Origin of the sequence: Trinickia dinghuensis, from assembly GCF_003367175.1 — a bacterium.
Taxonomy (GTDB): domain Bacteria; phylum Pseudomonadota; class Gammaproteobacteria; order Burkholderiales; family Burkholderiaceae; genus Trinickia; species Trinickia dinghuensis.
This window is the reverse complement of sequence record NZ_QRGA01000009.1, coordinates 163,938-188,412: the sequence shown is the minus strand read 5'-3', so window position 1 is coordinate 188,412 and position 24,475 is coordinate 163,938. Positions and strand designations below refer to the sequence as shown.

21 protein-coding genes are annotated in these 24,475 nt (G+C 62.4%); 12 read left to right on the top strand and 9 right to left on the bottom strand.

The window, feature by feature from the left end; translation table 11 throughout:
• Positions 1-77 precede the first annotated feature (77 nt).
• Positions 78-1,127, top strand: a complete 1,050-nt coding sequence (locus DWV00_RS17285) for an AraC family transcriptional regulator (protein ID WP_181885496.1) — start codon at positions 78-80, stop codon at positions 1,125-1,127.
• A gap of 52 nt (positions 1,128-1,179) precedes the next feature.
• Here DWV00_RS17285 and DWV00_RS17280 read toward each other — a convergent pair whose 3' ends face one another.
• The 6 genes from DWV00_RS17280 to DWV00_RS17255 all read right to left on the bottom strand — a co-directional run bounded on the left by DWV00_RS17280 (position 1,180) and on the right by DWV00_RS17255 (position 6,957).
• A complete protein-coding gene (locus DWV00_RS17280) occupies positions 1,180-2,154 on the bottom strand; it encodes a LysR family transcriptional regulator (protein ID WP_115534821.1) in 975 nt (324 codons plus the stop codon).
• A 116-nt stretch (positions 2,155-2,270) separates the two neighbouring features.
• Entirely contained in the window at positions 2,271-2,837 is a 567-nt protein-coding gene (locus DWV00_RS17275) for a GNAT family N-acetyltransferase (protein ID WP_115534820.1), read from the bottom strand.
• A gap of 191 nt (positions 2,838-3,028) precedes the next feature.
• Positions 3,029-4,216, bottom strand: coding sequence for a DSD1 family PLP-dependent enzyme (locus tag DWV00_RS17270; RefSeq protein ID WP_115534984.1), 1,188 nt, complete (start codon positions 4,214-4,216; stop codon positions 3,029-3,031).
• A 13-nt stretch (positions 4,217-4,229) separates the two neighbouring features.
• Complete coding sequence (locus DWV00_RS17265) at positions 4,230-4,907, bottom strand: HAD family hydrolase (protein ID WP_115534819.1); 678 nt, start codon at positions 4,905-4,907, stop codon at positions 4,230-4,232.
• A 181-nt stretch (positions 4,908-5,088) separates the two neighbouring features.
• A complete protein-coding gene (locus DWV00_RS17260) occupies positions 5,089-6,009 on the bottom strand; it encodes a LysR substrate-binding domain-containing protein (protein ID WP_115534818.1) in 921 nt (306 codons plus the stop codon).
• 105 nt (positions 6,010-6,114) lie between these two features.
• Positions 6,115-6,957: an NAD(P)H-binding protein gene (locus DWV00_RS17255; protein WP_115534817.1), complete on the bottom strand. Its 843-nt coding sequence runs from the start codon at positions 6,955-6,957 to the stop codon at positions 6,115-6,117.
• Between the two features lie 143 nt (positions 6,958-7,100).
• On the opposite strand from DWV00_RS17255, the gene DWV00_RS17250 reads away from it, so the two are divergent.
• The 4 genes from DWV00_RS17250 (at position 7,101) to DWV00_RS17235 (ending at position 10,820) form a co-directional block, all read left to right on the top strand.
• On the top strand, positions 7,101-8,111 hold the full coding sequence (locus tag DWV00_RS17250; protein ID WP_115534816.1) for a LysR family transcriptional regulator: 1,011 nt from the start codon (positions 7,101-7,103) through the stop codon (positions 8,109-8,111).
• Positions 8,104-8,913 (top strand): AraC family transcriptional regulator, encoded by an 810-nt coding sequence (locus DWV00_RS17245; RefSeq protein ID WP_115534815.1) that lies wholly within the window; start codon positions 8,104-8,106, stop codon positions 8,911-8,913. The genes DWV00_RS17250 and DWV00_RS17245 overlap by 8 nt, the downstream gene beginning before the upstream one ends.
• A gap of 156 nt (positions 8,914-9,069) precedes the next feature.
• Positions 9,070-10,182: a threonine aldolase family protein gene (locus tag DWV00_RS17240; RefSeq protein ID WP_115534814.1), complete on the top strand. Its 1,113-nt coding sequence runs from the start codon at positions 9,070-9,072 to the stop codon at positions 10,180-10,182.
• Positions 10,179-10,820 carry an alanyl-tRNA editing protein gene (locus DWV00_RS17235; RefSeq protein ID WP_181885495.1) on the top strand — a complete coding sequence of 214 codons (642 nt, stop codon included), beginning with the start codon at positions 10,179-10,181 and terminating at the stop codon, positions 10,818-10,820. Before DWV00_RS17240 ends, DWV00_RS17235 begins: the two co-directional genes overlap by 4 nt.
• A 12-nt stretch (positions 10,821-10,832) precedes the next feature.
• Here the strand turns inward: DWV00_RS17235 and DWV00_RS17230 are convergent, their stop codons facing one another.
• Positions 10,833-11,099 carry a CppA family protein gene (locus tag DWV00_RS17230; RefSeq protein ID WP_425452793.1) on the bottom strand — a complete coding sequence of 89 codons (267 nt, stop codon included), beginning with the start codon at positions 11,097-11,099 and terminating at the stop codon, positions 10,833-10,835.
• 214 nt (positions 11,100-11,313) lie between these two features.
• Between DWV00_RS17230 and DWV00_RS17225 the strand changes: the two genes are divergently transcribed.
• From DWV00_RS17225 to DWV00_RS34615, 4 genes are all read left to right on the top strand, one after another.
• Positions 11,314-12,075, top strand: coding sequence for a hypothetical protein (locus DWV00_RS17225; RefSeq protein ID WP_147297917.1), 762 nt, complete (start codon positions 11,314-11,316; stop codon positions 12,073-12,075).
• A gap of 11 nt (positions 12,076-12,086) precedes the next feature.
• The gene (locus tag DWV00_RS17220; protein ID WP_115534812.1) at positions 12,087-12,908 is read left to right on the top strand and encodes a hypothetical protein; all 822 of its coding nucleotides are present in this window, start codon (positions 12,087-12,089) and stop codon (positions 12,906-12,908) included.
• A 576-nt stretch (positions 12,909-13,484) separates the two neighbouring features.
• Complete coding sequence (locus DWV00_RS17215) at positions 13,485-14,474, top strand: hypothetical protein (protein WP_147297916.1); 990 nt, start codon at positions 13,485-13,487, stop codon at positions 14,472-14,474.
• Between the two features lie 623 nt (positions 14,475-15,097).
• Complete coding sequence (locus DWV00_RS34615) at positions 15,098-15,328, top strand: LysR substrate-binding domain-containing protein (protein ID WP_342766986.1); 231 nt, start codon at positions 15,098-15,100, stop codon at positions 15,326-15,328.
• Positions 15,329-15,404: 76 nt separating this feature from the next.
• On the opposite strand, the gene DWV00_RS17195 is transcribed toward DWV00_RS34615, so the two are convergent.
• Entirely contained in the window at positions 15,405-17,822 is a 2,418-nt protein-coding gene (locus DWV00_RS17195; RefSeq protein ID WP_115534807.1) for an FdhF/YdeP family oxidoreductase, read from the bottom strand.
• 327 nt (positions 17,823-18,149) lie between these two features.
• Here DWV00_RS17195 and DWV00_RS17190 point away from each other — a divergent pair, with 327 nt between their 5' ends.
• From DWV00_RS17190 to DWV00_RS17180, 3 genes are read left to right on the top strand one after another with little or no spacing between them, the layout of a single operon-like run.
• Positions 18,150-21,356: an efflux RND transporter permease subunit gene (locus DWV00_RS17190; RefSeq protein ID WP_115534806.1), complete on the top strand. Its 3,207-nt coding sequence runs from the start codon at positions 18,150-18,152 to the stop codon at positions 21,354-21,356.
• A gap of 33 nt (positions 21,357-21,389) precedes the next feature.
• Positions 21,390-22,610, top strand: coding sequence for an efflux RND transporter periplasmic adaptor subunit (locus DWV00_RS17185; protein WP_115534805.1), 1,221 nt, complete (start codon positions 21,390-21,392; stop codon positions 22,608-22,610).
• A complete protein-coding gene (locus DWV00_RS17180) occupies positions 22,610-24,058 on the top strand; it encodes an efflux transporter outer membrane subunit (RefSeq protein WP_115534804.1) in 1,449 nt (482 codons plus the stop codon). The genes DWV00_RS17185 and DWV00_RS17180 overlap by 1 nt, the downstream gene beginning before the upstream one ends.
• Positions 24,059-24,080: 22 nt before the next feature.
• Here the strand turns inward: DWV00_RS17180 and DWV00_RS17175 are convergent, their stop codons facing one another.
• Positions 24,081-24,434, bottom strand: a complete 354-nt coding sequence (locus DWV00_RS17175) for a DOPA 4,5-dioxygenase family protein (RefSeq protein WP_115534803.1) — start codon at positions 24,432-24,434, stop codon at positions 24,081-24,083.
• Positions 24,435-24,475: the final 41 nt, after the last annotated feature.

The following is a 24,475-nucleotide window of genomic DNA, read 5'->3' as shown; positions in this document are numbered from 1 at the left end:
CGTTAAAGCCGCGTCATGCGGTAAGAGAACTTTAAAAAAAAAGGCCCTTTCGATGAATGCCCGGAAGGCCCACAATCATGCTCGATCGTTTCAACCTACCTAAACCTATGGATCTGGACCTGCTCGACTCGCTGCTGAGCCTCGGGGCAATAGACGGGCGTCTCGACGACCGCTGCGATCTGCTGCCGCCGTGGACGATCGAACAAGGGCGCAGCGCGCAGCGCGAGATGCCTTACCACGCGGTCATGTCGGGATCGGCCGTGGCGCAGGCGCCCGGCCTCGAGCCTACGACGCTGCATGCGGGCGACGTTCTGCTCCTGCCGTCGGGCGACCCGCATCGAATCGTCGATCGCGAGGAGGGCCCGGAGCGCACGGAGGGTGGGGCGCACTCGAACACCCGGCGCCGAGCGGCCGGAACCGTCACGGTGCGCGAAACGCCGGGCGAGGCAACCGTCATGCTCTGCGGGCGATTCGTGTTCGGCTACGCGGCCTGGCGTCTTTACCGGTCCTTGCTGCCGAATTACGTTATCGTGCGCGCGCGGCCGGCCGGCGAGCAAAACGGCCATGACGGAGCGGATGCCGCGCCATCGCGGCTGAACCGTTTGCTGGGCCTGATGAAAGAGGAAAGCGACCGCCCCGAGCCTGGCTACGCGGCCGTATTACGGCACTTGTCCGCCGCGCTGTTCGGGCTGGCCTTGCGTGCGGCCGTCGACGCCGAGCAGGCGCCGGTCGGCATGATCGCCCTGGCGGCGCATCCGCGCCTGCGCGAACTGGCGATGCGTATCGTTCGCGCGCCCGGGCAGGCGTGGACGATCGAGGACATGGGCGAGATCGCCAATATGTCGAGGTCGTCGCTGATTCGCAGCTTCGGCGCGGCAGCGGGCATGACACCCGCCGAATTCGTGACGCGGGTGCGCATCGCCGAAGCCGGCAGGCTGCTCAAGGAAACCGAACAGTCCGTCGCGGCGATCGGCGAGGCGGTCGGTTATGCGTCGGATGCGGCCTTTCAGCGCGCGTTCAAGCGTGAAACGGATATGACCCCTGCCGCGTGGCGGGCGGCGCCCTCGCCGCTCGAGCCGGCGAGGGCGCCTCGCTTCGTCGAGATCGATGGAGCGAAGGCGCATTGAGCCGGCCGTGCATCGGCCGCGCCGGCCCGGCGCTTGCAACGCACGCGTGGCCTTACGCCGTCACGGCATCGCGCCGCGGCCGCTTTTCCTTGGCGCTAGGCTGCCCGACGGGACGCGAGACGTCTTCGAGCGCCGGCATCGAATCGAACAATTCCGCAACCCATTCGGCGAACACGCGAACCTTCGCGGACAGATGCCGATTGTGCGGGTAGACGATCGAAATCGGCTTCGGCTTCGGATTGGAGCCCGTCAATACTTCCTTGAGCGAGCCGTCGAGCAGATGCGGCAGCGCCATGAACAGCGTCGGCTGGATCATGCCGAATCCTTCGATTGCACAAGTCGTGTAGGCGTCGGCATCGTTGACGGTCACGAGGCTGTTCATCTTGACCTCGACTGCTTCTCCGTCGATCACGAAGACCCACGGGATCGGCCGGCCGCCGTGCGCGGCGCGGAAACTCACGGCGTAGTGGTCGGCAAGTTCTTCAATGGTCTTCGGCTCGCCGTGCTTGGCGAGATAGCTCGGCGAGGCGCAGGTGACGCGCTTGAGCATGCCGATGCGGCGCGCCACCATCGACGAATCCTCGAGCGGACCGACGCGGATCAAGCAATCGACGCCTTCCTCGACCGGATCGACGGGACGATCCGATAAGCCGAGATCGAGCGTGACGTCGGGATAGCGCTGATGGAACGTCGACAAGGCGGGGATCACGATGCGCCGGCCGAGCGAGCTCGGCATATGCACGCGCAGCAGGCCGCTGGGCTTGCGGTTGCCGGCTTGGAAGCTGGCATCGGTCTCGGCGATTTCGCCGATGATCTTGATGCAATGTTCGTAGTACGCGGCGCCGTCGGGTGTCAGCGACAGCCTGCGCGTCGTCCGGTGCATGAGCCGCACGCCGAGGAAACCTTCGAGGTTTTGAATGATCGTCGTGACCGAGGCGCGCGGCATGCCGAGCGTTTCGGCCGCGCGCGTGAAGCTGTTCGCGTCGACGACGCGGGTAAAGACTTCCATTGCCTGAATGCGGTCCATGCTCGCTCCCTCGAAAAACCAACGGGACAGGATAGTCCCCTTGGTACGACGGATTCAAGCCCCTTTCGCGAAAAGCCGCGGTCGTGCGTCGTTCGTGCGTCGTTGGTATTCGGTATTCAGACCGCCGGATTGATGAGCGCAGTCAGTACGTGGTCGGCCCACGCGCCGTTGATTTTCAAATAGGCACGCGAGTAGCCCTCGCGCTCGAACCCGAGCGATTTCAATAGCCGCTCGCTGCGCGTGTTCTCGGGGCGATAGCTCGCCATGATCCGATGGAGCCCCTCGCGTTCGAAGACGTATTCGATCGACGCAGCCAGCGCCTCGCGCATCAAGCCTTTCCCTTCGCGCCGGTGATCGATCGAGTAGCCGAGATGGCAGGCCAGAAAGGGCCCTCTGACGATATTCGTGAAATTGCACTCGCCGATGACGGTGTCGCCTTCGCACATCAGCCAATGCAGCGCGTCGCCCGAAGCCATGCTGTCGGCCATTGCGCGAGCACGGCTTCTCATCGTGTCGAGCGTGAAAAAATCGCTTCGGCGCAGCGGCTCCCACGGCTGCAAATGCTTTCGATTGTCGATTTGATACTCGAGCATTTGATGAGAAAAGACGAGGCTGACCGGCTCGAGCGTGATGCGCTCCGTGACGAGACGGTGGTCGAACCGCGGCGAAAGGATCGACGTCATAAGCGTTCGGCGTAGAGGAGGGGGCGGCGTTGAGCGTATCTCGCCGCAAACATGGCGTCAACGCGACGTCAAGTACGCGACGTCAAGTACGCGACGTCAAGTACGCGGCGTCAAGTTCGTCACGCCGGTACGAGCGCGCCGCGCTCCGGCGGCCTCGGAATCAGGCTCTCACCCGGGATGCGCTGTTGTTTTTACCAGCCGTGCAAGCGCTGCCAGACAGTCAGTTCGCCACTCGGCGCGAGCGCATGGTATTCGGAAAACTGCGCGCCGGTGGCGCAAGCGTGATTCGGAAAAATACGAAGCTTTGTCCCTAGCGGGAAGCGCGTTGTGACATCCGTTTCATCCGATGCCGATGTTGTCGATTCTGGCATCGATCCCGGTTTCGTATCCGTGGCGGTCAGAATGCCGTGTTCCTGGTTCGCGGCAATTAGCAGATGACCCTCGATCGGCGTGCCGTCGATCGCGCAAGGCAGACCGTACTGGAAATCGCGCGCCTGCTTCGACGTGCCGCGATCCCGGCTCATGGCCATCCAGCCCGCGTCTACGAACACCCAGCCCTTTTCCGGGTTATGGCCGATGACGGTCGTGAGGACGCTCAGTGCGAGGTCGTCCAGGCGGCAGACGCCGACGTTGTGCATCACTAGATCGAAGTAGACGTACACGCCTGCGCGGACTTCCGTCACACCGTCGAGGTTCGCGGCGGAAAGTGCCGTGGGCGTCGATCCCACGCTGACGGTGGGGCAGTCGATTCCGGATTCGCGTAGCCGTTCGGCGGCTCGCACGCACCTCGCGCGCTCTTGCTCCGCGAGCGCACGCAGCGCTTCGGGCGTATGAAGCTCGTAGCTGGAGCCGGCATGCGCCATCACGCCGCCGACGCGCATTCCCCCTTCGTGCAACGTGCGGGCTACATCGAGCAGCGCGTCCTGCTCGGGTTCGATCCCGGCGCGATGACCGTCCGTATCGACCTCGATCCATACCTCGAAAGCGTCCCCTTCGTCGAGGCAATACGACACGATCGCTTCGGCCGCCGCGAGGTTGTCGACGACGAGCTTCAGGTCGCAGCCGAGGCGCTTGAGCGCCATGGCGCGGGCTAGCTTCGAGGGCACGATGCCGACGGCGTAAAGAATATCGACGATGCCCGCGGCGAAACAAGCCTCGGCTTCCTTCAGCGTCGAAACCGTCACGCCCCGCGCGCCGGCGCGAAGTTGGGCGCGGATAACGTCTAAGCATTTGGTCGTCTTCACGTGTGGACGGAACCGCACGCCGAAGGTATCCATCCGCTTTTGCATGGTTGCGATGTTTCGTTCCATGCGGCTGATGTCGACGATTGCCGCCGGTGTGTCGAGTGTGTCGAGCGTATCGAGTGTGTCGGAATTCATCATGTCGCCCCGATCATCTGCTGGCGGCCGCACCGAAACGGCTCGCCCAACCGGCGAGGGCATCGAGTGTCGGCGATTCGAGTTCGGCGGGTTGCGCGCCCGCGGCACGCTCGAGGCCGATATGGTTGTGCCAGTAAGTTCGCAGCCCGCACTTGGCCGTGCCGAATAAATCGTAGCTCGATCCCGCGACGAATGCGGCGTCTTCGGCGTTCACGCCGAGCTCGGACAGTGCCAGCGCGTAGGGGCGAGTGTCGGGCTTGTAGGCACCGGCTTTCTCGGCCGTGACGACGACATCCCAGCGAACGGGAAGGATCGATGCCGCGAGGTGGCCGAGGCGTTCCGAGCAATTCGTCACGACCGCGAGTTTGCAGTGCGGGCGCAACTGCTCCAAGGCAGAGATTGTGCCGTCCCATGGCGCGAGTTCGAGCCAGGCGGCTTCGAGCGCGCCGCCGGCGGATGCGGGCAGCCCGACTTCGGCGGCGGCGCGTGCGACGAGCGTCTCGTAGGCGACATAATCGCCGCACCCGTAAGTCAGCCGCAAATAGGCCGCACGCCAGGCCCGGCCCATCGCTTCGGAGCCGGCTGCTCGATTCCAGAGTGTCCAAGAATCGAGCAGCGCGATGAGCAGATCGAAAAGGACGGCCTTCGGATAGGAAGAAGGCGAGGGGGAAGGAGACGTGACGTTGGACATCGCTTAGAACCTCCGCATGCTGGGTGCTGGAATGGGATCGATTCTAGGCGCGAGACGCTTGGCGTAGGTTAAGCGAAACTTACGTTTAGATTTAGCGGAATTGAATCACCGAAAGCCTGGAATCGACAGGCGAAGCCTACGCATTTGCGATGCTCCCTGTGCATGCTTTCGTCGATTGGCGTCAGGCTCGCCACGGCGGCAACGGCCGAAACCGGCTTTGCAGGAACTGCATGAAGTCGCGCGTCCGTCTGGGCAGACCGGCGCGATTGTGCGTGAGCGCAATCACGTCGGCATAGGGTGTTTTCCACGCCGGAAGCAGCCTGCGCAGCGTGCCGCGGCGAAGATCGTCGGCAACGTCCCACTCGGAGCGCAGAATCACGCCGCGGCCCTCGCAGGCCCAGCGCCGGACGGTGTCGCCGTCGTTGCTGCCGAGTTTGGACGGAACGCGGACGCTCAGGCGCGTCTTGCCTTTGCTGAATTGCCAAAGGGAAGCGTCAGTTTCGTTTTCGTGCAAGACGATGCAAGGCATCCGCGCGAGATCCTCGGGTGTCTGCGGCTCGCCGAAACGCTCTATGAGAGCGGGCGAGGCGCAAGCGAAGCGGGCATTGGGCGCGATCAGATGGCCGATGAGGTTCGACGCGCGCATCTCGCCGATATGCACGATGACGTCGTAGCGCTCGGCTCCGCCCGTCAGCGGCTGCTCGGACAGCGTCAACGTAACGGCAACCTCCGGGTTCTCGCTTTGAAAGTCGGCAACCACCGGCGCGAGATAGCGCCGGCCGAAGCCGAACGGCGCATTGATCTTCAGCGTGCCGACGAGCCCCCGGCGCTGCATGCGCAGTTCTTCCTGCAAGGCGTCGAATTGGGCGACGAGTTCGACACCGCGTTCGCACAGCAACGCGCCTTCCTCGGAGAACTGCAGCTTGCGTGCGGAGCGATCGACCAGGCGTGTGTCGAGCCGCTGTTCCAGCTGTTGCAGCCGCTGCGAAACGGCCGAGGGCGTGAGGCCCAATGCGCGCGCCGCCGCCGCCAAGGTGCCGAATTGGCGGATTGCCAGCAGGAAGCGGATGTCGGCCGAGTCGATCGATTCAGTTTCGCTCATTGCTATCGTTAGTTTTACTTAATGCGCTAAGTATCGCTAACAATGGCGAGATCTGTCGAATCGGGTGCGGAATCGGACGGCTACCCCGTGCGGGGGCGGCGGTGGTCATCTGAACCTGTCGATATGGGCCTTCACCCATTGTTCGAAGCGCAGCGGCTTGCGACCGAGCAGGCGCTCGACCGTATCGGTCACGTGCGTGGCGCGGCCGGCCTTGACGGCTTCGTACGACTTCGCGACCGAGGCGGCGACCGGCTGAGGCACGCCAATGCGCGTGAAATTCTCGATTGCCTCGTCGAGCGTGATGTCGGTGCACCGCAGGGGGCGATCGAGCGCTTGCGCGAGCAATTCGACCTGTTCGGGCAGGCTGATGAGTTCGCCGCCGGTCACCGTCAGCACCTTCTCTTTGAGCGTGGCGTCGGTCAACGCGCGCACTGCCACCGCCGCGATGTCTTCCGGCGCGATCGGCGCGGCGCGTCCTGTCCCCATCGGGTTGGCGACGACGCCGTTGGCGCGGACGCTGGGTATCCAGAAGTAGGCGTTCGACATGAAGCCGGTCGGCCGCACGAAGCGCGCGTCGAGCCCGGCCGCGGTCAGGATGTCTTCCTTTTCTCGATGCGCGCGGGCGAGCATCGTATCGGGCAGGAATTCGATCATCGAGGTGGACAGCATGACCGCTCGCGCGATGTGCGCGGATGCGGCACGGGCAGCCAGCTTGCCGAACGCTTCGGCGCTGTCGATGTTCATCAGGAACACGCCTTCCACGCCGTCGAGCGCGGCGGAAAACGCGTCGGGCGTGTCGTAATCGCCGACGGCAACTTCGATGCGCTCGCCCCATTGCGCGAGCTTGGACGGACTGCGCACATAGGCCCGCACGGCATGCCCCGCGGCAAGCAATTGCGCTACGACTTGGCTGCCGATGGTGCCGGTAGCGCCAGTGACTAGATACATCGCGGTTCTCCTTCGAGAGGCGTTGATTAAATGAGCGGCAAAACGAACGACAAACGTCTGACCGAAAGAATGGCTATCATTAGCAACAATTGGAAGGGATCGAACAGTCTGTTGCCTGTCAGGAACAATGAGCGGGGGCGATCATGATCGACTTGAACGAGTTGCAGTTCTTCGCGCGGATCTGCGAGGCGCAGAGCTTTACGGTCGCGGCGGAGCGCCTCGGCGTGCCGAAATCGAGCGTCAGCCGGGCGCTGACGCGGCTCGAGACGCGGCTGGGTGTGCGCCTCATCGAGCGTACGACGCGCAGCCTCATGCTGACGGAGGCGGGCGAGTTGTACCTCGAGCGTTGCATGCGAATGCTCGAGGAAGTCGAGCAAGCCGATCTCGCGATCGGTGCGATGCACGCGAAGCCGCGTGGGTTGCTGCGCGTGGCGACCTCGGTGCCGTTTGCCCGGTTCGCGTTGGGGCCGGTGCTCGGTGAGTTTCTGGCGCTGTATCCGGATGTGCGGGTCGAGATGCAGTTTCTCGGCGGCGAATATAAGCATGGCGATGCCGCGGCGGACATTTATATTCGCCCCGATCCTATCGCGGATTCGACGATGCGTGCGACACCGCTGTTTCAAGTGCGGCTGGCGCTGTATGCGAGTCCCGCCTATCTTGCTGGGCGGCCGTTGCCTAAAACCCCGGCCGATTTGCGCGAGCACCATTGCGTTTCGTCGCATTGCTGTACGCCCGGGCTGCCGGCCGGCATGTCGTCGTGGCGGCTGCGGCGCGGAGCCAGCAGTCAGGAAGTGCGCTTCGAGCCGCGCGTGAGCGTGGCCGATCCGACGATCGGATATCTGCTCGCCATGACGGGCACCGGCATCGCGCAGCTCAATCAACACGCGGCACGCGCCGACGTCGGGGCCGGCCGGCTCGTGCGGCTGCTGCCCGATTGGGAAGTCGACCCCATCCAGCTTTACGCCTTGCATGCCTCGCGCTTGAACGCATCGCCGAAGGTCAGTGCTTTCCTGAATTTCCTGCGCGAGCGGTTCAACGATGTGGATGTTGCTGTCGGCCCGAGGCCTGCACGCGCGTCGAAACGCCCGAGCGAGCGGCAGGCCGATTACGCGTCGAGGCCCGCGCAGCATGCCGCTGGGATGGATTATGTCTGACCGTGTGGACTACCGGCATATCGCTGACATGCCGGGCCTGGTGCTCGGCACGGCACGGTTTTCGAAGTTCAGCTTCGATCGCCATTTCCACCTCGATTACCACATCGGGCTCGTGACTGAGGGTGTGCAACGGCTCGGGTATGGGGGCAAGACGGTGTTGACCGGCCCCGGCTCTGTGTCGCTGATGCCGCCGGGAGAAATCCATGACGGCGTTGGCGTCGGCGAGCGCGGCTACACGCTGCGGACTTTCCGGCTTTCGCGCGAGCTGCTGGGCAGCGTTGCCGAGGACTTGAGCGGCACGGCGCGCGAGCCCGAACTGGCCGGCGCGACGTTGGAGGACCCGGAGGTCGCTGCGCAACTCGTGCGCTTGTTCGACGTCATGCAGGCTAGCGGGCAGAGCGGGGCGCTCGCCGTGCAGTCGGAGTGGCTGCGCTTGCTGAATCTGCTGCTTACGCGTTCGCGGGCGATCGTGCCCCAGCAGGAGAGCGGGGCGCTCTCGCCCCAGCAATGGCAGCGCGTGCGGGATTATTGTTTTGCACACCTAAGCGAAAAGATCACGCTCGATGCGCTCGCGGCGCTTTGCGATCTAGGGCGCTTCCAATTTCTGCGGCAGTTCAAGCAAACGGTCGGCATGACGCCGCATGCCTGGTTGTTGCGGCTGCGTCTCGAACATGCCTGTTCGATGTTGTCGCGCAGCTCGCAGACGATCGCCGAAGTGGCGCAGGGCGTGGGCTTTTACGATCAGAGCCATTTCAACCGCGCGTTCCGGCAGGCCTTCGGCGTGGCGCCTTCGGGGTATTGATCGCGGCCGGTTCCGTGGCCCGCGGCACCCGACCCGGCCCCTGCGGCCCGGGAATGCAATCGTCAATTTTTTACAATTCGCGCCGGACCGGCTCCGATACGATTCGGCAACGATTGGGGCGCGTGCCCCTCATTGGCAAGGGAGCGGACGGAATCGATGGCGAATCGTAATCAAGCGTCGCCGGCAAAGAAGCCGGCGTTTTGGAGCGACAACATCGCGGGGGCATCACCTGAAATCATCGAGGCGCTGGCGGCCTGCAACTTCGGCCAGGCGCGGCCTTACGGGGCCGATGAGGGTACGGCCAGCGTGGAGCGCAAGCTTAGCGAGTTGTTCGAGCGGGAAGTCAGCGTCCTTCTCGTGCCGACGGGTACAGCTGCGAACGCCTTGTCGTTGGCCGCACTCACGCCGCCCTGGGGCAGCGTGCTCTGTCATCGCGACAGTCACGTCAACAACGACGAATGCGGTGCGCCGGAGTTTTTCACGGGCGGGGCGAAGCTTGTCGCGGTGGACGGTGCCGCGGCGAAGATCGACGTCGACGCCTTGCGTATCGCGGCGCGCACGAAGGTCGGCGACGTGCATACGGTGCAGCCCTCGTGCGTGACGATTACTCAAGCGACGGAGGTGGGCAGCCTTTACTCGCTCGATGAAATCCGTGCGATCGGCGAGGTGTGCCGATCGTCGAAGCTGCGGCTGCATATGGACGGGTCGCGTTTTGCCAATGCGCTTGTGGCGCTTGGCTGCACGCCTGCCGAAATGACGTGGAAAGCCGGTGTCGATGTTGTGTCGTTCGGCGCGACGAAGAATGGCGTGCCGGCGGCCGAGGCGATCGTGTGCTTCGACACCGCATTGGCGGGCGAACTGGCGTTCCGGCGCAAGCGCGCAGGGCATCTGTTTTCGAAGATGCGGTTTCTCTCGGCGCAGATCGATGCTTATCTCAGCGACGATCTCTGGCTGCGCAACGCGCGTCAGGCCAACGCGATGACCGCGCGGCTCGTGCAAGGACTGAAGGCGATTCCGGGCATCGACGTGCAGGGCGAGCCTCAGGCGAACATCATTTTTTGCCGATTCCCGCGCGCGCTGATCGAAGCGCTGCTCGCCGAGGGCTTTGGGCTGTATCACGACCGCTGGGGCCCGGGCGTCGTTCGTCTGGTCACGTCGTTTGCGACGACGGCCGACGACGTCGATCTGCTGCTCGAACGGGCGCGGCACATCGTCGGCGGGTTGTCGAAAGACGACTTGGGCTCGGCGAACGAAGGGCACACAGCATGAACACGACGCAACGGCTTTACATGAGCGACGACAGCCTCTCGATGGATACGAGCGTCGTGCGCTGTACGCAGCGGGAAGACGGGCAATACGACGTTGTTCTATCGGCCACGCTGTTTCACCCGCAGGGCGGCGGGCAGCTTTCCGATCGGGGGGCGATTGGCGGCATGGAGGTGGTCCGCGTCGCGGCGGTCGAGAATGAAGTCGTGCATGTTTGCGAACGCGCTGTGCCGGAAGGCCCCGTGCGGATTGAAGTCTGTGCCGCTTCTCGGGCCCTGCATGCCCGGTTGCATTCGGCCGGGCATCTGATCGGCTATTGCGGCGACGAACTCGGATGGCATGCCGTCAAGGGGCACCACTGGCCCGGCGAAGCCAGGGTGGTATTCGAGAGCGCGTCGGGCGCACGCGTATTCGATGGGCAAGAGATCGAGGCGATGGTCAATGCTCACGTCCGCGCGGGCCTGTCTCGGCGGACAGTGATGGAGGGCGAGACGCGCAAGATCGGCTTCGGCGATCTGCCGCTCCACGGTTGCGGCGGAACTCACGTTGCGTCGTCGTCGGACATCGGGCGAATCCGCATCCTCAAAGTGAAGGAAAAGAAAGGGCAGCTTTCCGTTCACTACGATCTTGGAGATGCGTGACGATTCCTGCCTTTAGCGATGGTGGGCTGCCGCTGTCGCTGCCTTACTGCCGGCCAGAATCTGCCGGATCTGCGCCAAATGCTGGTCCGCCAGCGTGGAGTCTTGCGCTTCCCGAATCGGCCGACGCGGTGCCGGTGGCCAAATTCCCAGATAGCGGCACAACGCCGACACAAAGACGGGGCGACCCGAGTGCGCCAGGTGCCTTGCCGCCTCGGCCACTCGTAGCTTGCCCGCGTGCGTCGTGAGCCAGGCTAGCGCGAGCCGGTCGTCATCATTCATGATTCGGATGAGCCGTTCCATACAGCACCTATACTGTATAAATAGACAGGTATATATATACAGTGTTTTTGCGAGATAGGCAAGCGGTTCTAGGCGCGCCGACCGGCCGTCGGCCAGGCTGGGCGGGCCGGCAGGCACGAACATCGACGGTTGAGCGCGAGGTGTTGAAAGCGGGGTGTAAAATTTGTCGCCTCTAAACCGTGCGAGCGACCCATTGTTCTGGCTCGTCGTGCAACCGTGTGCTCGCTTCCAATATCTGATGAATCCGGCCCGCCGTTTACCTTTCTCCGATAAAGATTTCGATTTTGATTGCGACGTCGCAGTGTTACCCATGACATGGGAGCACGTGGACTTTTGGCACGATCACGTACAGCCGATCATCCAGAATCACTACGTCAAATGGGAGGACGGCGCGAACGGCCCAGTTCCAGGAATTGGTATTCGAGCCGACGTGGGATGGAACTGGCACTTTTATTTCTGGCTTGCAAAGCGCTGGAACACAGTGCGTCCAGTTGCACGCCGCGACCGCCGGGCGGTTGCCTGGTGCCTGGTCGTCCTCGGTGAAGACGGCAAGCAGCTTCCGATCGGTATGCTCACTGCCGTACCGGCCTACGCATCCCCGTACGTTGACGATGACTCCGAACTCGGCTTCGTTTGGTACCTGTCAGACGCTCCCACAGAGCACTATCTGCAGCGCGGCATGCCCAGAGTCTCCGGTGTCGCGTCGGCCCTACTTGACATTACGATTCAGTCGCGGCTTGATTTCGTGAGCGATGCCGCAATCTTTCTCCATGCGGACCCAGCCGGTGGCACGAAACTCTTGGAATTCTATGAAGACAAATGCGGTATGAGTCGTATTTGGCACGATAAGCGGATCTCTTCCGTACGGTCCGTTAAGGCGGGGGAATATTTTGCGATGACGGATGCGAAAGCCAGGACTTTCGCTTCAAAATTTGATCCCCAGCGTGGTCTTTGAAGGGGGGCTAGATGAGTGAAGCCGTGAAAACTGAAGATGTGACTGCCGCGCAGCCGACCTTTTCTTCTGAGGAACTAGAAGGGTTGTTTCGCGAGCTCAATCTTCCAGGTGATCCACACAACGAAGCGGATCGCCAGTTGTTGGTCGATGCTCTAGTCGCCGCAGAAGAAGCTGCGGGAAATTCGCTCGGCACGCTTTACGGGCGCGTAGCACATACGGCTGTCCAGCCGTCGACCGAAACGTCGCTCATGGCTGGCCCTGGAAAATTCACGCCAATTCGCCGCGCGCGCTCGGCTGCGATCGATGCGACGATCTTGGAGGACACTCCGACCACTGGCAAAGAGCTTGGCCGTGCCGCCGCAGATCTTCGCGCCCACCGGCCGAGTCTGAGCAGTCCAACCGTGACTGGCGGGATCATCAGGGGTACGGTGCGGAGACTCGAGCCGACCGATGCCCATGGCCTCGATGTGTTTATAGTCGAGGCAAGTCGTGCGTTACCGTTTAAGCGCCCATCCTTCTTCGAACGCGTTCTTGAAGTTGTTAGGGGCGGGTCGGAAAGTCGGTGGAGCACCACTCGCCATGGTGTCAATGTCGACCTGCAGCACGGGTCACGACATTGGTCCATGACTTTTGTATTTCACAAAGCGTATGTAGTGGTCACGGTGGAAGGCGACGACAAAGATCTTCTTAAGCGCGAGGTGGACAGCAGTAGGCCCGACGAGTTGTCCAGGACCTTATTGACGGCGCTGGACGGTGATGTCTGGTCGACTCAACTGGCGTTGGATACGGTTCAGAAGGGGCTCACAAGCGGTTCGGTCGAGATACTGCATTGAGCCAACGATCGACACCCCGGCTCCGGCCGGGTTTTTTATCGGTGTTCGATGCCGCAAACTGTATCGCAGGTTCGCGACTCTAAGCCAATTTTGCCGCCCGAGCATGCATCATGATGGAGTGGAACGACAACCCTTGGGCTTTGTGCTCATGGATTTGCATCCACTGGTCCTTCTGGAGCATTGCCAGCTTTCGTGCGAAAAAATTACCGTACTGAAAGGTGGCCTGGATTTGCTTTGTGCGTGGCTCATTTTTACTTTGTGCACAGCAGGATCAAGGTGGCGTCGTCTGGGTATCAGCGATCACCCGCCGTCCACCAGAGTCGGGGACAATACCCCCACCGTGGGCGACTGGGGCAGGAATCACACCGGGCCTGGCTGGCCAAGGTCTCGATTATCGAGGCTTTGGCAATAATTCTGAAGTGAAAGGCGGTGCCGGGAGGTGACGGGGTGTTCCCGTGTGCCAATATGCCGCTATGTGACATTTCTTTCGGAAAACTTAGTAATTTACCATTCGTATGATAAATTGTTGATGGGAGGCGGCAAAACGTCCATATTCATACTGGGGGTTGAAGAATCATGCGAGCAAAAGGGGCTTTTAGAAAGGCGTCTGGCGGGGTGGTGAGCGTGAATTATTCAAATCCTGTGTCACGTACGACCGTTACTTTTGGTGCGGTGGGGGCGACAACACAAAGTCGGACCATTGTTACCTCCTTGCCTGGGGCGAGAGCGGATGTGATCAAAATGCTTCAGAGTCCAGTAGTCGAGAAGTCGGCGGGACTCATGTTTCCAGATTTTAAGAAACTTGGCTACATGGGATCTGTGAGTGCCTTAAAATTGGCGCAAGAAAAATGCAGAAATTTCCCGAAAAAGAACGCACAATTGATTATTGCCTCATCGAACGACGAAGAACATATGGACTATGGTGAGCTAGAAGACACGATTCGTACGCTCCCGGTTGCTAATGTGCTGGTTGTGAAGGGATCTTCCAAGTTCGCAATCTGGGGCGATCCCGGGTTAATTGAGGATCAATACAATCACACCATCGCCGCAGTGTTGAAATCGGGCAAACCACTGGCATTACCCATTCGCATAGATGTCGGCAGGGATACGGTTTTGCGTGATATAGAAAGACGCCGTAATCTTGGAGCTAAAATGTTGGTGACGCACCCGACGTTTACGGATTTTGATCCGGTGGTTATGAAAACGCTTAAAGCGATTGTGAAAGAAAACCCCGAATTTGCAGTTCGCTTTGGCGCGCTCTGGATGTCGGAAGAGCTTTATCGGGCAACGAATGCGCCATCGATCGACCAACTAGCGTCGAGTGAGGGCCGCGATCTGTATCCAATGGATCGGCCACCGCCAGACGGAGATTGGGAGCGGTGGAATGAGGTAAATATGGAACGTATTCGTGCCGCTATCTACTCACTGGAACAACAGCAGCCGCTTGCACTCAGTACATACTCGCGTGGAGGTTTTGGACATCCAGGGGCGAGTGTGGAGAGAATTGGAGCCGTAATCGAGGGGCAATCGAGAGAATCAACATTGGAGACCGACGTTGAAGGCTAGGGCCTGTTCATAGGCGTCGACATCGACCTTCGGCGGCCACTCGCGACGCACCAGCACGACCGCGCTCGTCGCCCCTATCGCCAAGAACACGCACACCGATACCATCGGCTAGATTTAGCCGCTGTTGAGGCTCGCAAATTCTGCTAGCGATGGTCACGATCCCGAGGCGGCGCAAGTCCTGACTGCGCAGCCAGCGGCGGCCGCGCTGATAAGGAAGTGGCATCTGAGTTGCGCGAACTCGGGCGCAGCCGCGTGACGAAGGGATTCCCCCAGACGCAACAGGACAAACGTATCGAACCCGAGGCCGCTATGAACGTACAGTGGTAGCACCGGCAGTGCGATACCGATTATCACGAAGCCGTCGAGTACGGCGCCCATGATCGGCATCAGTGTCAGCAATACGGGGCCTTCGCTCGCCCTCGCGGAATATATTTTTGACATCGCATTACGGCCTACATCTTGTAACCCGGTTTCTTTAGCAAGGTGTCGGGGCGACCCTGAATGTCGGGGACGTATACATCGCTCTTCCACCGGCTTGCCTCAATCTCCTCGAACGCGACAGATACGGACTCCTGTCCATACCCGAGGATCGACATCACATCACGAGGAATCGCGTCTGCCAGTTGCTGCTTCTGCTCCGCGGCTTGCACGCAGCACTCGAAGGGCGCGGGCTTGCATACCTCACGGAAGGACAGATGGAGCCATACCTTTCCGACGGCCGTTTGATCCGAGTTCTGGAGGACTCGTGCGAGCCCTTTTCCGGCTATCACCTCTACTATCCAAGCCGCCGTCAGCCGACGCGTGCGTTCGCACTTCTAGTCGAAGCACTCCGGTATTCGTCTCGGACACGCTAACTCGCTTCAGAATCGTTGCGCGCGGAATCCTAGGCAGAATTCGCGGACCGGATTTACGCTCCCATGGGATGGCGCGTTACGGCGGCGTCGTTCGATCGATTGCCGGTTTGCCCGCATCGGCCGCGGTAGCCGCACCGGTCCGATCGATCGGAACGTCGCCGCGTTGCCACATATGCGCATCGTCCACCGCCGCACCTTCGCTCCGGCTCAGCGATAGCAAAACCGGTATCGATTTATACGAGGGTGTCCCGCTGCGCGGATCGACATCGGACAACGAAACCAGGCAGTTGGCTTCGGGATAGTAGGCAGCGAGCGAGCCTGGCGCGATGTCGTAAGCAACGGCGGTTAGCCGTTCGACTCGTCTCTTCCCGCAGAGCCCCTCCACGTCTTCGATCGTCTCCACATCGACGAGATCGCCATGCTTCAACCCACGAGCCGCGAGATCTACCTCGTTGACGAAGAGCACGTCTCTGCGCCCCGTAATGCCACGATACCGGTCGTTGTAGCTATAGATCGTCGTGTTGTACTGATCGTGGCTGCGGATCGTCGCGAGAATCAATGCATCGCTGCGTTCGACGCGAGGGTCCGCCAGCACGCCCTGGTGTGCAATGAAGCGAGCGCGCCCGCCCGGCGTCGCCCAACGCCGCTCCGAGGCTGGAATATAGAGCCGAAATCCACCCGGCTCGCGCACGCGTTCATTGAAGCGCTCGAACGAAGGAAAGACCGCCTCGATCAAAGTGCGGATGCGGTCGTAATCGGCGATCCAACCATCCCAATCGAGCCGCGTATCGTCGAGCGCGGCTTTCGCCATGCCCGCGATAATCGCAGGCTCTGACTTCAAGAGTTCGGAAGCCGGCGTCAGCGATCCGCGCGACGCATGGACCATCGACATCGAATCTTCCACCGTCACCGACTGCGCGCCGCTTTCCTGCATATCGAGTTCAGTGCGGCCTAAGCACGGCAATATGAACGTCTCCTTCCCAACGAGCAGATGCGACCGGTTCAGCTTCGTCGCGATATGGACCGCGAGGTCCAAGCCGCGCACGGCCTCGAACGAGGCTTCGGGATCCGACATCGCCACGGGCAGATTGCCGCCGAGGCAGATGAGCGCTTTCGCGCGTCCGTCCCGCATCGCCTCGATCGCGGCGACGGCGCTATGGCCATGCTCGCGCGGCGGCGGGAAGCCGAACACGCGCTCGATGGCATCGAGCAATTCCGGTGAAGGGATTTCGGTGATCCCTACCGTGCGATCGCCTTGCACGTTGGAGTGGCCGCGCAACGGACAAATACCGGCCCCGTCGCGCCCCATATTCCCGCGCATCAACAGCAAGTTGACGATTTGCTGGACGTTCGCCGTCCCGCGCCGGTGCTGCGTGATGCCCATGCCGTAGCAGACGATCACGGCTTTCGATTCGGCATACAGACGGCCGATGCGCTCGATTTCGGCGCGCGCGATGCCCGACGTTCCTTCGACATCGTCCCATGATGTAGCGTCGACATCGGCGACGACATCGTCGAGGCCGCTCGTATGCTCGGCGATGAAGGCGCGATCGAGCACGCCTTGCCCACCGGTAGCAAGACTTTCGCGGTCGAGCGCGAGCACGGTTTTCATCATGCCCTTGAGCACGGCCACGTCGCCGCCGATCTTCACCTGCAGATAATCGGAGGCGATTGGCGTCGAGCGTCCCGTCATCATTTCGACAGGATCTTGCGGCGACGTGAAGCGCACGAGCCCGCGTTCATGCAGGGGATTGAGCACTACGATCTTGGTGCCCCGCAACGACGCCTCGCGCAGCGTTGCCAGCATGCGCGGGTGATTGGTGCCGGGGTTGTGGCCGATGCAGAAAATGGCGTCGCAATGTTCGAAATCGGCGAGCGTGACGGTGCCCTTGCCGACGCCGATCGCCTCGGGCAAGCCCACGCTCGTTGCCTCGTGGCACATGTTCGAGCAGTCGGGGAAGTTGTTCGTGCCGAAGCGCCGGGCGAACAGCTGAAATAGAAAGGCCGCTTCGTTCGACGCCCGCCCCGAGGTATAGAACTCGGCCATGTTCGGATCGGGCAGGGCGCGCAGGTTGGCGCCGATGCGGGAAAACGCTTCTTCCCACGAAACGGGAATATAGCGATCGGAGTCGCGGTCGTAGCGCATTGGATGCGTGAGCCGCCCCTCGTTCTCGAGGTCGAAGTCAGTCCATTTCCAGAGTTCGCCAACGCTGTGATGAGCGAAGAATTCCGGCGTCGTGCGCTTGGTCGTGGCTTCCCATGAAACGGCTTTCGCCCCGTTTTCGCAGAACTCGAACGACGAGGTGCTGCGCGGATCGGGCCACGCGCAACCGGGGCAATCGAAGCCCGCCGGCTGGTTCACCTTCAGGAGCATCTTCGCTTCGCGCGTCACGCCCATCTGTTGCCGCAAGGCGCGCGCAACGGCCTGCAGCGCACCCCAGCCGCCGGCCGGTCCGCCGTAGGGGCCAACGCCGGGGACTTCGTCTTTGCTCATGAGAGCCTCCGAATAGTCTTACGTTCGACCGCAACCGCTGTACCCAGGAAAGGGCGTGCCGAGACATTATCGGTTCGCCCGCGCGCCCCGGGGAACGCGTATTATCCCGTCAGTGCGAGCCACGCGAGCCGATGCAAAGGACACGGCCGCGACGCGGCGAATCATGACGGCCCGGGCGGTCGGAGAGTGTCAAAGGTTGCGCAACCGTAACAATCCGTAATTGTTTCTTGCGGGAGGAATGGAAATTGTCGGACGAAGGAATTAACTTTCGTCGCCAACTCGACTACATTCCCCCTCTTTCACCGCACCTTTCCGGCGTGTTTTCGCATGTGGATCGTCAACGTTGCCCTCAAGCGGCCTTACACGTTCATCGTGATGGCCATCCTCATCTTGCTGGCGACCCCGTTCTCCTTGATGAGTACTCCTATCGATGTTCTGCCGAACGTCGATATCCCGGTCGTCAGCATCATCTGGAATTACACGGGCCTTTCGGCTCAGGAAATCGCCAATCGGATCACCTCGGTGAACGAGCGCAGCCTGACCACGACCGTCAACGACATCGAGCACATCGAGTCGCAGTCGCTGCCCGGCATCGCCGTCATCAAGCTCTTTCTGCAGCCTAACGCGAGCATTCAGACGGCGATCGCGCAGACCGTCGCCATCGAGCAGGCGCAATTGCGGCAAATGCCGCGCGGCGCGACGCCGCCGCTCGTCATCAGCTATTCGGCGTCGTCGATTCCGGTGATTCAGCTCGGGCTCTCGAGTGCGACGATGTCGGAGCAAGACCTCAACGACACGGCGCTTAACTTTCTGCGTCCGCAGATCGTCACGATTCCCGGCGCGCAGGTACCGTACCCCTATGGCGGCAAGTCGCGGCTCGTCTCCATCGACATCGACACGCGCGCACTGCTCGCCAAGGGTTTGACGCCGACCGACGTGGTCAACGCCGTCAGCGCGCAGAACCTGATTCTGCCGACCGGCACGGCGAAGATCGGCCCGCGCGAGTACACGGTCGACATGAATGGCTCGCCCACGACGATCGCTGGGCTCAACGACATTCCCGTGCGCACGGTGGGCGGTGCGACGACCTACTTGCGCGAAGTCGCCCATGTGCGCGACGGCTACGCTCCGCAAACGAACGTCGTCCGCCAGGACGGCCGGCGCGGCGTGCTGCTCTCGATCCTGAAGACGGGCAACGCTTCGACGCTCTCCGTCGTCGACGCGATCCACCGGCTGCTGCCGACGGTCGAAGCGACGCTGCCGCGCGACATCCAGATCCACGCGATGTTCGATCAGTCGCTGTTCGTCAAAGCATCGATCAACGGCGTCGTGCGTGAAGCCGTGATTGCCGCCGCACTGACGGCCGCGATGATCCTGCTGTTTCTCGGCAACTGGCGCAGCACCTGCATCATCGCGATCTCGATTCCGCTCTCGATTCTTTCGTCGCTGCTCGCGCTGCACGCCTTGGGGCAGACGATCAACATCATGACGCTGGGCGGGCTCGCACTGGCGGTCGGGATTCTGGTGGACGATGCCACGGTCACGATCGAAAACATCGAGCGGCACCTGCATCTCGGCACGAACCTGCACGACGCGATTCTCGAAGGGGCCGGGGAGATCGCGGTGCCGGCTTTCGTCTCGACGCTCTGTATCTGTATCGTCTTCGTGCCGATGTTCTTCCTGACCGGCGTGGCGCGCTATTTGTTCGTGCCGCTCGCGGAAGCCGTCGTGTTCGCCATGCTCGCGTCGTACATCCTCTCGCGGACGCTCGTGCCGACGATGGCGATGCTGCTGATGGGCCACGCGCACAAGCCCAAGAGCGGGGCGCGGCCCAATCTGCTGATGCGGCTGCATCACAGGTTTGAGGCGGCCTTCGAGCGCATGCGTGCCGCCTACATCGTGTTGCTGAGCACGCTTTTGGTGCGCCGGCGCGTGTTTGCCGCGTCGTTCCTCGGCTTTTGCGTGGCGTCGCTCGGACTCTCGTTCTTCCTCGGCGCCGATTTCTTCCCGACCGTCGATGCGGGCGACATCCGGCTGCACATGCGTGCGCCCACAGGTACGCGGATCGAGGAAACGGCGCGGCTTGCCGACGACGTGGAGAAGGTGATCCGCACGGCCGTGCCGCCCAAGGATCTCGGCACGATTCTCGACAATCTAGGACTCCCATATAGCGGGATTAATCTCTCGTACAGCAATTCGGGAACGATTGGCACGCTCGACGGCGAGATTCAGATCTCGCTCAACGAAGGCCATGCGCCCACCCAGACTTATATCGACAAACTGCGCGCGTTGCTGCCGCGGCGTTTCCCGGGCGTGGAGTTTTACTTTCAGCCGGCGGACATCGTCACGCAGATTCTGAACTTCGGTTTGCCCGCGGCGATCGACGTGCAGATTACGGGGGCGAATCAAACCGGGAATTTCGAGGTCGCGAGCAAGCTGATGAAGCAGGTGCGTCAGATCGCCGGCACCGTCGATACGCACATCCAGCAGAAATTCAACGAGCCGACGATTCATTTGGAAATGGATCGTACGCGGCTGCAGCAACTCAATCTCTCCGCGAACGACGTCGCGCAGAACGTGCTGATTTCGCTGTCGGGCAGTACGGAAACGTCGCCGGGCTTCTGGTTCAATCCGCACAACGGCGTGGAGTACCAGATCTCCGTGCGCTCGCCGCAATACGACGTGACGTCGATCGACTCGCTGCTGCGCACGCCCGTCTCCGCCCCGGGCGGCGCGAGCGCGGCGTCGGCGGCCCCGCAGTTGCTCGGCAACCTCGTGCAGGTGCAACCCGCGAATCAATTCGCTTCGGTCACGCATTACAACATCCGGCCCGTGGTCGATCTGCTCGTGAGCGTGGAAGGGCGCGATCTCGGCAGCGTCGCCAAGCAGATCGACAAGCTCGTCGCGCAAACGCGCGCGACGCTGCCGCGCGGCAGCCAGATCACGGTGCGCGGTCAAGTCGAGACGATGCAGCGCTCGTACCTCGGGCTCGGCGTCGGCGTGGCCATGGCGATCGTGCTCGTCTATCTGCTGATCGTCGTCAACTTCCAGTCCTGGCTCGATCCGCTCATCATCGTCAGTGCCTTGCCTGCCGCGCTGGCCGGCATCGTCTGGATGCTGTTCCTGACCAGCACGCATATGTCGGTGCCGGCGTTGACGGGCGCCATCATGACGATGGGCGTCGCGACCGCGAACAGTATTCTGGTGGTGTCGTTCGCCCGGCAGCGGCTCACGGCGGGCGCGCCGCCGCTCACGGCCGCGCTCGAAGCGGGCGCGAGCCGGATCCGCCCGGTCTTGATGACGGCCTGCGCGATGATCATCGGCATGGTGCCGATGGCGCTCGGGCTCGGCGAAGGCGCGGAGCAGAATGCGCCGCTCGGCCGCGCAGTGATCGGCGGGCTGCTTTTCGCCACCGTTTCGACGCTGCTGTTCGTGCCGCTCCTGTTCGGCGGCATCCACGGCCGCTTGGCGAGACGGCATGCGCGCCAAGCGCAGGCAAACGACGATGCTCAGGCGCAGGACGGCGCCGAATGAACGTGAAGCACCTTTTTTCCTCGGTTGATTGAAATGACGGAAGAATCCCACGCCTCCCTGGCCATCCCGCACCGTGACGACGGCGGGGGCCCGATGCTGCCGCCGCGCGATCGCGTCTGGCGGCGCGCGAAGATCGCGCTCGTCGTCGTGCTGGTCCTGCTCGCGCTCGGCGCGCTGCGCACGGTCGTCGCGAACGTCCTCAATCGGCGTGCTGTCGACAACGCCACGGCGCAAAACGCGAAACAGTACGTCAACGTCGTCACGCCGAAGACGACGAGCGGCGCAGGCGACATGCTGCTGCCGGGCACGCTGCGCGGCTTCGTCGAATCGCCGATCTACGCGCGCGCGACGGGTTATCTGCTGCATTGGTACGTCGACATCGGGGCGCGCGTGAAGCGTGGCCAGCTGCTTGCCGATCTCGACACCCCGGAGATCGATCAGGAACTCGCGCAGGCCATTGCGCAGCGCGAGCAGGCGAGCGCGAGCCTGGCACTCGCCAAGACGACGCTCGCGCGCTGGTCGCAGCTGCGTCAGCGCGATGCCGTTTCGCAGCAGGAACTCGACGACCGGCAAGGCACGTACAACCAGGACGTCGCGAATCTGGCCGCCGCCGATGCGAACGTGAAGCGGCTCCAGCAGCTCGAATCGTTCAAGCGCATCGTCGCGCCGTTCGACGGCGTGATCACGCAGCGCAACGTCGATATCGGCGATCTCATCGATGCCGGAAGCGGTACGAGCCGCGCGTTGTTCGCGCTTGCGCAGGTGAATCCGCTGCGCGTGTATGTGCAGCTTCCGCAGGCTTATTCGGAAAACGTCAAGGTAGGCATGCCCGTCGCCGTCACGCAGGCGGAACTGCCGGGGCAATCGTTCCGCGGCACGATCACGCACGTCTCGGGCGCGATCGATGTACCCACGCGCTCGCTGCAGGTCGAAGTGACATTGCCGAACCCGGACAACAAGCTGAGGCCCGGCGCCTATGTGCAGGTGGCGGTCTCGGGCGCGCTGCGCTCGCATTTGCTCGTGCCCGGCAACGCGTTGCTGTTCCGGGCCGAGGGGCCGCGGCTGGCCGTCGTGGACAACAACGGCGTCGTGCATCTGCGGCCGGTCTCGATCGCGCAAGATCTGGGGCAGGAACTCGAGATCGATAGCGGCATTGAGGCGACCGACAAGATCATCGTGAATCCGAGCGATTCGATCGCCGACGGCGATCATGTCCAGGTCATGCAGCGCAACGCCGACAAGGGGCTGTCCTGATGCGGCGCGGTTGTTTCGTTCCGGCCAGGCCTGCGGCCGCCGTTGTCGCCGCCGTTTCCGTGGCGTTGCTGGCGGCGTGTACAGTCGGTCCCGATTACAAGCGTCCGGCAGTGCAGGCGCCGCAAGCGTGGCAAACCGATTCCTACTGGCGGCTCGCGTCGCCCTCGCATGCGCCGCTCACGCTCGACTGGTGGAACGGCTTCGGCGATGAACAGCTCGACGGGCTCGAGAAACAGGCGCTTGCACAAAACCAGACGCTTTCAGCGGCGAGCGCGCATTACGATCAGGCGAGGGCGACGCTCGCCTTCACGTCCGCGCAACGGCTGCCCGAACTCGATCTGGGCGGGCAGGTCGACCGCTTGAAGATTTCGAAGAACCGGCCGCTGACCAACTATTCGACGCCGAATCAGTCGACCGTGCAAAACGAGGTCGAGCTGGGCCCGACGATTACCTACGACACCGATCTGTTCGGCCGGATCCGTAGGGAAGTGGAAGGGGCAAATGCATCGGCGCAACAGGCGGCCGACGATTTGGCCAATGCCCGCCTGGTATTGACCACCGATCTCGCCACCGACTATTACGCGTTGCGTGAACTCGACGCCGAGATCGACGTCTTGAACCAATCGGTTCGATTGCAGGAAAAGGCGCTCGACTACGTGAAAGCCGAGCACGATCTCGGCTCGGTGTCGGGACTCGATCTCTATCAGCAGCAGGCCCATCTCGACGCCACGCGGGTTCAAGCAACGCTGCTCGTCAATCAGCGCGCGCAGTACGAGCATGCGATCGCCGCACTCGTCGGCGTACCCGCACCGCAGTTCGAGATCGCGCCGAAAGTCACCGAGATGCACGCTCCGACGATTGCGATCGGCGTTCCGAGCGACGTGCTGCAGCGGCGGCCCGACGTGGCATCGGCGGAACGGGCGATGGCGGCGGCCAATGCGCAGATCGGCGTAGCGAAGGCCGCGTTCTTTCCGAACCTCGTTCTGACGCCCGGGATCGGATGGGAGTCGACGTCGTTCGCGAGTCTGCTGACGGCGCCGGGCTTGATGTGGACGCTCGGCGCGCAAGTGAGTCAAGTTGTGTTCGACGGCGGGCGGCGCAAGGCCAATTTGAAATACGCGAGCGCGGGGTATCGGCAGGCGGAGGCCAACTATCGCCAATCCGTGCTCACGGCGTTTCAGCAAGTGCAGGACGGGGTGACCGGTCTTTCCGTTCTCGATGAGGCGTCGAAGCAGGCGCATGCGGCGGTGGTCGATGCTCAGCGGCTGTTGTCGTTGGCCAACGATCGCTACTCGGGCGGGCTTGTCGCCTATCTCGACGTCATCGATGCACAGCAATCGCTGTTGACGAGCCAGCGCACGGAAGTGCAGATCCACGGGCAACAGATGGCGCTGTCGATCGGGCTCGTGAAGGCGCTCGGCGGCGGGTGGAGCGACAAGAAGAGTTGACGCATCGCTGGCTTGCCGGCTGCTATCCGCCCACGGCTTTTAGATTCAACTCATACGAGCGGCCGATCCAAACGGCCCGATCGCGGTGATCCACCAACGCATCGCCCGTATTCGGATGCGCGAATACGTCGAGCTGGCCACGGTTCAGGGTCAACCATTCGATAACGGCGCCGAAGCTCGCACGATCGAACTCGAGTTGGTACGACCAGAGCGGGTGAGGGCCCACGGGCTTTTCATGGAAGCGCCCAAGCTGCACGATCGCGCCGAACTGGCTTGCGATGGCTTCCCTGAGCGCCCATGCCGCGTCGCGGCTCGAAGCATCGAAGTACACGTGGGCATGCCACGTCGTGATGGAGGGAGGATCGAGGCGAGTCATGGAGGGTTCACGTGAATGGAAGGGATCGGACGCCACGATTT